This is a genomic window from Kitasatospora phosalacinea (genome assembly GCF_000717185.1).
Taxonomy (GTDB): domain Bacteria; phylum Actinomycetota; class Actinomycetes; order Streptomycetales; family Streptomycetaceae; genus Kitasatospora; species Kitasatospora phosalacinea_A.
The window spans coordinates 44,513-53,624 of sequence record NZ_JNYE01000088.1 but is presented as its reverse complement, the minus strand read 5'-3'; the positions used below and the strand labels follow the sequence as shown (position 1 = coordinate 53,624).

Genomic DNA, 9,112 nt, shown 5'->3' with positions numbered 1-9,112 from the left:
GGCGGGGGCGGGGCTGAGCGGGGGCGGGGGCGGGGCGAGCGGAGGGCTGGGCGGGGGCGTTGTCGGTGGGCTGCGGCAGGATGGCGGGCCGGACGGACGACGGCACCCGGAGGAACACCGTGCGGCAACGGCTCAACCTGATCCTGCTCGGGGTGCGCGACGTCGCGGCCTCGGTCGCGTTCTACCAGGAGCTCGGCTGGCGGCGGTCCGCCGCGGGCTCGGACGGGTTCGTGCTGTTCGAACTCGGCGGCGTCGCGGTCGGGTTCCAGAGCCGGGAGGCCTTCGCGGCCGACGCCGGGCTGCCCGACCGCGGCCCGGGCGGCTTCGCGGGCTTCGCCCTGGCGTACGTGGCCCGCAGCGCCGACGAGGTGTACCGCGTGATGGCCCGGGCCGCCGAGCTGGGCGCCACCGTCACCCGCCCGGCGGGCCCGAACCCCTGGGGGCACAGCGGCTACTTCACCGACCCCGACGGCCACCTGTTCGAGGTGCTGTACGAGGACGGCTGGGTCTTCGACGAGCACGACGACCTGGTGCTCTGACCACTCCGGCCGGGCCACTCCGGCCGGGCCGGTCAGGCCGGGCCGGTCAGGCCGAGAAGCCGCCGTCGACGGGCACCACCGCCCCCGTGACGTACCCGGCGGCGGGGCCGGCCAGGTGGGTGACGACGGCGGCGATCTCGGCGGGTGCGGCGTAACGGCCCAGTGCGGTCAGGCCGCTGATCGCGGGGGTGTTCGGTCCGTCGGCGGGGTTGGCGTCGGTGTCGGTCGGGCCGGGGTGCACCAGGTTGACGGTGATGCCGCGCGGGCCCAGCTCGCGGGCCAGGCCCTTGGTCAGCCCGACCAGTGCGGTCTTGGTCATCGCGTACAGGGCGAGGCCGGGGAACGGCACCCGGTCGGCGATGTTGCTGCCGATGCCGATGATCCGCCCGCCGGGCGGCAGGTGTTCCGCCGCGGCCCGGGCCAGGACGAACGGGGCGCGGACGTTGACGGCCAGCACCCGGTCGAGCTGCGCCGTGTCCACGTCCTCCAGCGGGCCGGACGGGAAGAGCGCCGCGTTGGCGACCAGCACGTCCAGCCGCCCGAGCGTCTCCACGGTGCGCCGCACCGCCCCGGTCAGGGCCGCCTCGTCCGCGTTGTCGGCCCGGAGCGCCAGCGCCCGGCGGCCCAGTCCTTCGACCTTCCGGGCCACCTGGTGGGCCCGTTCCGCGTCCTGGTGGTAGGTCAGGGCGACGTCGGCGCCCTGTTCGGCGAGTTGCAGTGCCACGGCGGCGCCGATGCCCCGGCTGCCGCCGGTCACCAGGGCCACGCGTCCTTCGAGTCGCTCGTTGTCCATGCCGGAGAGCTTCGTCCGGCCGGTCGGCGGGTGCTGGCGGCTATCGGCCGGTGCGTCCGGCCGGTGCGTCCGGTACCGGGCGGTCAGCGCGGGTCGGGAAGTACGGCGGACGGGCGTTCGAGCCGGAGCAGCCCGGGGACGGCGGCCAGCGAGGCGGCGAGCAGCAGCAGCCAGGGCCAGGCCGGGCCGTGCGCGAACAGCAGGGTCAGCAGGCCGGGGGCGAGCGCCTGCCCGACGTTCCAGGACAGCTGGTTGACCGCCAGGTACCGGCCGCGCCGGGCCGGGTGGGCGAGCGCCACGCTCAACTCCTCGCGGCCGGGCGTGGCGACGGTCTCCGCCAGGTTGTACACCAGCACCGCCGCGACCAGTCCGGGCAGCACCAGCCACCGCGGTCCGCCGCCGGGCAGCACGGCCAGGAGCGCGAACGCCGCCGCGTTGAGCAGCGCCCCGGCCGCCGCGGTCCGGGTCGCCCGGCGGCCCTCCAGCAGGCGGGAGACCGGGCCCTGGGTCAGCACCACCTGCACGCCGTTGAGCACCAGCAGCGCCCCCGCCAGCGGCGCGCCCAGGTGCAGCGCGGCCGTCACGTGCACGGCCAGCAGGACACTCAGCACCATCGAGGCCAGGACGAAGGACAGGTTCACCGCCACCATCAGCAGGTAGCGGCGGTCGGCCAGCACCGCCCGGTAGCCGCCGCGCCCGGTCTCCGCGGCCGCCACGACGGGCGCCGGGTCGGGCCGCCAGCGGGCCAGCAGCACCGCCGCCGCCAGGTACGAGGCCGCGTTCAGCGCCACCAGCAGCCGCAGTCCGCCCGTCCCGCCGTCGCCGACCAGCAGCGCGCCCGCCGCGGCGCCCAGGCCGAGTCCGGCGTTGCGCAGCGTCTGCACCAGGGCGAACCAGCGGGTGCGCTCCCCGGGCGACGGGGCGGCCAGCACCACCAGGCCGGTGCTGGCCGTCCAGTACGCGGCCTGCCCGGCCTGGGCGAGCAGGCAGACCGCCACGATCGACCAGGGGCGGTCGGCGAGCAGGAAGGCGGCGTGGGCGAGGGCGGACAGCACGTTGGCGCAGGCCGCCACCCGGCGCGCGCCGTACCGGTCGATCAGCGGGCCGACGGCGGGCGCGACCGGCAGGGCCAGCAGCCGGGCGGCGGTGACGGCCGCGCCGACGGTGGTCAGCGGCAGTGCGGTGGTCCGGGTGAAGAACACCAGGGTGAAGGCGAGCACCAGTCCGGTGCCCAGGCTGTCGACCAGGTGGGCGCCGATCAGCGGGCGGTGGCGGCCCGCGGAGGCGGGCAGCCCGAGGCGGTCCCGGAGCGGGACGGGCTTGGCGGCGGGGTCGGCGGCGGGGCCGGCGGCGGGGTCGGTGGCGGCCTGGGTGGCGGCCGCGGGGTCGGTGGCCGGGGCGGCGGCGGGGTCGCCGGCCGGGTCGGTGGCAGTGGTCATGGCCCGAGGCTGCCTGCGATGATCGTGGCCGCCCACGGATTCGACCACGGTCGAATCCTCGCCGCCGCCGCGACCGGGAGGGTCCGTGCTGACCTGGGAGTTCTCCGCGCAGGACCTGGCCCGCACCAGGTTCGCCCGCTCGCCGCTGTGCGAGCTCACCACCAGCGTCGAGGTGCTGAAGGATCCGGGCCGACGGGCCGTCCACCTCCCCTGGGTGCGCCGGGCCCGGCGCGAACTCGCGGGTGTGCAGTGGGAGTTGCTCTCCCAGCTGGTGCGGCTGCCCACGGTGTACGTGCCGGACTTCCTCACCCCCGTGCCCGCTGACAGCAGCCCGACGCTGGAGCGGCAACTGGCCGAACTGACCGCGCTCGACCCGGCCGCCGTCCGCCGCGACCTCGACCGGATCAGCGGCGAACTCCCGCCGCTGGTAGCTGAGTTGCACGCCGACCCGGAGGCCGGAATGCGGCGGCTGGCGGCCGAGGCGCGGGTGTACTGGCAGGCCGCGATCGCCCCGCACTGGGGGCGGATCGAGCGGCTGGCCGAGGGCGAGGTCCTGCGCCGGGCCCGGCAGTTGGCCGCGGGCGGACCGGCCGGGCTGTTCGCCGACCTGCACCCGTCGGTCAGCTGGGAGCACGACCTGCTGCGGATCGGCCACCGGCACCTGGAGGCGCACCGCCGCCTCGACGGCGCGCGCGGACTCGTCCTGGTGCCCACCGTGTTCGCCTGGCCCGGCGTGTTCTCCCAGCTCAACCCGCCCTGGCAGCCCGGCCTGGTCTACCCGCCGCGCGGCGTCGCCACGCTCTGGGAGGCCCCCGCGCCCGCCCCCGACGGCCTGGCCCGGGTGCTCGGCCGGGCCCGGGCCCGGCTGCTCGCCGGACTCGACGCCCCCGCCACCACCACCGAACTCGCCGCCCGCACCGCCCTGTCCGCGCCCACCGTCTCGCACCACCTGTCCGCCCTGCACGACGCGGGCCTCGTCGCCCGCCACCGCACCGGCCGCAGCGTGCTCTACCTGCGCACGGCCGCGGCCGAACTCCTCTGCGAGGAGCGGGAGTAGCCGGACTCAGCGGATGAACACCGCGTACGAGAAGCCCTCCGCGCGCAGCACCGAGTGGGTCAGCGACACTCCCCGCCCGTGCAGCAGCCGCCCCGGCAGCTCGCGCTCCACCGGCAGGCAGGCGGGCGTGCGCCGCGGGTTGACCACCACCAGGTAGCGCTCGCCCCGCAGGTACGCCAACGGGTAGCCGCTGTGCAGCACTTCGACCGGCGCGTGCGGGCCCAGGCCCGGGTGCGCGCGGCGCAGCGCGATCAACTCCCGCACCTGGTGCAGCAGCGAGGACTCGTCGGCGCGCTGGGAGGCGACGTCCGGACGGTCGGGGGAGGGGTCCAGCGGCAGGTAGAAGCTCTCGGTGGGCGCGGAGGAGAACCCGGCGTCGACCGTCGCGTCCCACTGCATCGGCGTGCGCGAACCGGCCCGGTTGTAGCGCGGGCCCAGCACGCTGCCCTCGGTGTCGGGCAGGCCCGGGACGAAGCGCATGCCGATCTCGTCGCCGTAGTAGATCGCCGGGACGGTCGGCCAGGTCAGCTGGAACGCGAACGCCGCCGCGAGCTGCTCGCGGGTGCGCGGGCCGCAGGCCAGTCGGGAGAAGTCGTGGTTGGCGGTCGGCAGCGAGGCGAAGCCGTGCCCGGCCGCGGCCGTCGCGGCGCGCTCCCACTCGGCGAGGAACGGGCGCATCGAGCCGCGCCCCTCGGCGTCGAAGTAGCAGGGCTCGTCCGGCCACTCCTCGTGCACCGTGCCCGCGCCGTTGTTCCACAGCGAGCGCAGCGCCCCGCCCTCGGTCGGGTCGCCGAACTGCAGGAAGAAGTCGCCGTGGAAGCCCATCGGCACCGAGCGGGCCGGGTCGCCCCACTCGGCGAGGACGACCCGGTCGGGGTGGTGCGCGTCCATCCACGCCCGGGTCTCGCGCCACAGCCGGCCGGTCTCGGTGAACCCGGGGTCGTCCTTGACCAGCGAGGACGCCATGTCGACCCGGAAGCCGGAGACGCCGAGGCCGAACCAGTGCGCCATGATCTCGCGCAGCGCCGCCCGGTTGGCCCGCGGGCCCTCGGCGTCCACCGGCTGCCGCCACGGCTCGGCCGGGTCGGTGCGGGCGTACCCGAAGTTCAGCGCGGGCTGGAAGTCGAAGAAGTTCGGCCGGTACCAGCCCGGGCGGCTGCCCGGCGAGGCCACGTACCCGGGCGCCGGGCGGTCCGCCCACACGTACCGGTGGTCGTCCGGGTCGGCGGCGGAGCGGACGAACCACGGGTGCCGGTCCGAGGTGTGGCCCGCCACCAGGTCCAGCAGGACGCGGATGCCGACCCGGCGGGCCGCGTCGGTGAACTTCGCCAGGTCCTCCGGCGTCCCGTAGCGGGGCGCGGTGGTCAGGAAGTCCGCCACGTCGTAGCCCGCGTCACCGAACGGGGACGCGAAGCACGGGTTCAGCCAGACCGCGTCCACTCCCAGCCACTGCAGGTACTCCAGCCGCTCCGTCAGCCCCGCGAAGTCGCCGGTCCCGTCGCCGTCCCCGTCCGCGAAGCTCTGCGGATAGATCTGGTACAGCACCGCGTCACTCGCCCACTCCGTACCCACCACGGCCCCTCTCGCCACGAACCGTCCCGCACCGCACACCGCTGTCCCCCCAAGCCATGCCCCGCCCGGCCCCCGCGGAACCAACCGGCCCGGCCAGGACACTCCCGGGCCCGGCGCCCGCGGACCGGACGCCCGCCGGGTCCGGGAGTGTCCTGGCCGGTCGCTAGGGTTCCGCCAGGTGGTCGGCCGGTTCGTGGTCGGTCGATGGGCGGGTCCGGAGGGGCGAGTGCAGCGCTGGGAGCTGGTCGGCGGCGGTTCGGCGAAGTTCCGGGAGGCCGGCGGGCCCGCCCCCGGCACCGGGTTCCCCGACGAGGACGGGTTCGTGCCGCCCGAGGCGTGGCGCGAGCACGTGCTGCCGCGCCGCCGGGGCGGGGCGCCGGTGCCGCTGCCCGCGACGTGGCCGCGGGTGGACGCGGCGGAGGCGGCCGCGACGGAGGCCCGGCAGGTGGCCGAGCAGCACGGGGCGATCGAGCAGGTGCTGACCTCCCCGGGGTCCGACCCCGGGGCGGTGGCCGCCGCCCGGGCGTACCTGGACGGGGAGCCGGACCCGGTGGGGCTGGCGGTGGTCGCCGCGACGGTCCGGGAGCGGAAGGACGCCGACCGGGCGGAACGGGAGTTCGCGGGCTGGACGGCGCGCTTCGGCCTGAGCCTCGCGGTGCGGACCGCCCTGGTGTCCCTGGGGGTGGACACCTCCCAGTTGCACGCGTCCTACGGGCGGCGGGCCAGGGTGACCGTCCACGACGATTCCGGTACGGAGTTCGACCTCCAGGTGCTGGCGGCCGCCCGCCGGGCGCTGGCCGCCGCGCCGGAGCCCGAGTACGCCGCCGTGGTGGCGGAGTTGGCAGGGCTGCGGGACACCCTGGTGCGCCGGGCGGCCACCGCGTTCCTGGTGCCGGAGCGGGCGGAGTGGGTCGACGAGTGCCTGGCCGAGATGTTCGGGCACTCGCGCGAGACGAGCGGCCTGCTGCGCGCGCTGCTGCTGCCCGCACTCGGCAGCGCCGAGCAGGCGCAGCGGTTCGGCGCGGCGGACCGCGGGGCGTGGACGTACTGGACGCGCCAGGTGGTGGCCACCCTCACCGACGGGGTGGGGCGGGCCGCGGCGCCGCTGGTGGCGGGGGCGCTGGAGCAGCGCCGGTGGGACGACGACTGGACGCGCGGGTGCGCCGAGTACGTGGCGGAGTTCCCGACCGACGAGGCGATGGTCGAGTTGGTCGACCGGATCGCCGACAAGACCTTCCGGCTGGTCCTGCTGACGATGGTGGAGCGCTTCCCGGTGCGGTCGGTGCGGGTCCTGTCGGCGGCGGCGCGGCGCGGTGGCGCCGACGCGGCGGCGGTCCGGTACCTGCTCGACCGGCAGGTGGCGCTGCTGCGCCCGCGGCTGCCGGAGATCCTGCCGACCCTGGACGAGGAGAGCGCCGCGTACGTGCGGGGCCTGGCGGGGGCGCGGGAGCCGCTGCCCGAGGCGGCGCCGGAGCGGCTGCCCGCGCTGCTGGTCGACCCGCCGTGGACGCGGCGGCGCACCGTCCGCAAGCCGCGGGTGCTGACCGGGCAGGTGGCCGATCAGGAGGTCCAACTGCTGTGGGAGGAGGGCGAGTCGGCGGCGTTCGCGGCCACCCCCTACCGCTCCTGGGAGTACTCGGCGAACATCGGCTGGGCGGAGAAGGTGCGGAATTCCGACGAGAACGGCTGGACCGACCAGTGCTGCCGGCTGCTGGCCATCGCTCCGGCGGAGCTGATGGCGCCGTACCTGGAGTCCTGGGACCCGCGCGAGCTGGCGACCTGCGGCGAGCAGTTGGCGCCGGTGCTGGCCAGGTTCGGCACGGCCGCGCTGCGGCTGGTGCTCGGCGCGGCCGTGGCCCGTCCGGCCCAGGTCGCACCCGTGCTGCTGCCGGTGCGGGGCGCGGTCGCGGCGGGGGTGATGGCGGACGCGCTGCTGCGGCTCAAGTCGGTTCAGGCGGTGGCGCGTTCGTGGTTCGAGCGGCACGGCGTGGCGGGGGCGCTGCTGCTGGTTCCGGCGGCGGTCGGCAAGGCCGGTCGGGCGCGGGCCGCGGCGGAGCACGCGCTGCGGCTGGTGGCCGCCCAGCAGGGGGCGGAGGTGCTGACGGCGGCGGTGGCCGAGCGCTACGGCGAGCAGGCCGCGGCGGTGGTCGCGGACGCGCTGGGCTCCGACCCGCTGGAGGCCGCGCTGCCCGCGAAGCTGCCCGAACTGCCCTCCTGGCTGCGGCCGGAGGCGCTTCCGCAGATCCAACTGGCCGACGGGAGCGGTGCGTTGCCGCTGAAGTCGGTGCACCACCTGCTGACGGTGCTGCAGTTGGGGAAGCTGCGCGACCCGTACCCGGGCTTGGCGCCGCTGCTGCGCGAGTGGCCCGGCCAGAACGCCCACCAGCGGGCGGTGGAGGGCCTGGACGTGCTGGCCGCGATCGGCACCGACGCCGCCCTGCTGCAACTCCAGGGCATCGCGCAGCGGGTGAAGTTCAAGGCGCTCAAGGTCCGCGCCCAGGAGAAGATCGCCGAGATCGCCGAGGCGCTGGGCCTGACGGGCGAGCAGCTCGGCGACCGCCTGGTGCCGGACCTGGGCCTGGACCCGGACGGCACCACGGTGATCGACTACGGCGCGCGGACGTTCACCGTCGGCTTCGACGAGGAGTGGCGCCCGTACGTGCTGGACGCCGACGGCAAGCGGCGCAAGGACCTGCCCGCACCCGGTGCCCGCGACGACCAGGCGCTCGCCCCCGCCGAGCGCAGGCGCTTCGCCGCGCTGAAGAAGGACGCCCGCACCCTGGCCGCCGACCAGACCGTCCGGCTGGAGGCCGCGATGGTCGCCGAACGGACGTGGACCACCGACGAGTTCACCGACCTGCTGGTCGCCCACCCGCTGCTCGGCCACCTGGTGCGCCGCCTGGTCTGGACGGCCGACCACACCGCCTTCCGGGTCGCCGAGGACCGCACCTTCGCCGACGTCCACGACCAGTCCTTCGCACTGCCCCGGGACGCCACCGTCCGGCTCGTCCACCCGCTGCGCCTGGCCCCCGCCGAGCTGGCCGCCTGGGCGGAGCTGTTCGCGGACTACGAGATCGTCCAGCCGTTCCCTCAACTCGGCCGTCCGGTGGCCGCGTTGACCGCCGAGGAGGCCGCCGGGCACCGGCTGCACCGGTTCGAGAAGCACACCGTCCCGACGAGCCGGATACTCGGGCTGACCAAGCGCGGCTGGCGGCGAGGCGAACCGCAGGACGCGGGCCTGGAATGGTGGTTCCACAAGCCACTGCCGAACGGCCGCCACCTGGTGGTCGAGATCCGGCCCGGCATCGCGGTCGGCCTCCCCAACGAGTACGACGAACAGGCCCTCGAGGCGGTCTGGCTGGACGACGCACTGGGGCGCTACTGGCCGAACAGCCGCGATTACCGCCAGCGCCTCGGCGATCTCGGCCCGGTCGCCGTCTCCGAACTCCTCGCCGACCTCCAGGAGTTGACCGCCGAATGACGGACGACGACCGAAGCGGCCGGGCCGGTGCGTCCGCCCGGCCGTCCGAGGAGTGAGAAGGGGGCAGCGGTGGGCGGCGCGCGGTCGCTAAGGTGCGTGGCATGACCCTGCTGGTGAGCCGCCGCCATGTCGACCATGGCCGTGCCACCACGACGGGTTGTCGCCGCGTCGGCTGACGCGGCCCGCACCCCTCCCCTCCCGTCGAGGGCCGCTCACGCACTCCGCCGAGCG

General features: G+C 76.2%; 6 protein-coding genes. 3 read left to right on the top strand and 3 right to left on the bottom strand.

Going from position 1 to position 9,112, the window contains the following annotated elements; all coding sequences use genetic code 11:
* The first annotated feature begins 119 nt into the window (after positions 1-119).
* Complete coding sequence (locus OO57_RS29480; RefSeq protein WP_033255759.1) at positions 120-539, top strand: VOC family protein; 420 nt, start codon at positions 120-122, stop codon at positions 537-539.
* A 46-nt stretch (positions 540-585) separates the two neighbouring features.
* On the opposite strand, the gene OO57_RS29475 is transcribed toward OO57_RS29480, so the two are convergent.
* Positions 586-1,332 (bottom strand): SDR family NAD(P)-dependent oxidoreductase, encoded by a 747-nt coding sequence (locus OO57_RS29475; RefSeq protein ID WP_033255750.1) that lies wholly within the window; start codon positions 1,330-1,332, stop codon positions 586-588.
* 83 nt (positions 1,333-1,415) lie between these two features.
* Positions 1,416-2,771, bottom strand: a complete 1,356-nt coding sequence (locus tag OO57_RS29470) for an MFS transporter (protein WP_081974047.1) — start codon at positions 2,769-2,771, stop codon at positions 1,416-1,418.
* 85 nt (positions 2,772-2,856) lie between these two features.
* Between OO57_RS29470 and OO57_RS29465 the strand changes: the two genes are divergently transcribed.
* Entirely contained in the window at positions 2,857-3,828 is a 972-nt protein-coding gene (locus OO57_RS29465) for an ArsR/SmtB family transcription factor (protein ID WP_033255749.1), read from the top strand.
* A gap of 6 nt (positions 3,829-3,834) precedes the next feature.
* Here the strand turns inward: OO57_RS29465 and OO57_RS29460 are convergent, their stop codons facing one another.
* On the bottom strand, positions 3,835-5,403 hold the full coding sequence (locus OO57_RS29460; RefSeq protein ID WP_033255748.1) for an alpha-amylase family glycosyl hydrolase: 1,569 nt from the start codon (positions 5,401-5,403) through the stop codon (positions 3,835-3,837).
* Positions 5,404-5,626: 223 nt separating this feature from the next.
* Between OO57_RS29460 and OO57_RS29455 the strand changes: the two genes are divergently transcribed.
* The gene (locus tag OO57_RS29455) at positions 5,627-8,881 is read left to right on the top strand and encodes a DUF4132 domain-containing protein (RefSeq protein WP_051778394.1); all 3,255 of its coding nucleotides are present in this window, start codon (positions 5,627-5,629) and stop codon (positions 8,879-8,881) included.
* Positions 8,882-9,112 lie beyond the last annotated feature (231 nt).

Bases quoted from the DNA above. Each gene is read 5' to 3' on its own strand.
- OO57_RS29475 (WP_033255750.1), bottom strand. From the start codon at position 1,332: ATGGACAACGAGCGACTCGAAGGACGCGTGGCCCTGGTGACCGGCGGC.
- OO57_RS29470 (WP_081974047.1), bottom strand. From the start codon at position 2,771: ATGACCACTGCCACCGACCCGGCCGGCGACCCCGCCGCCGCCCCGGCC.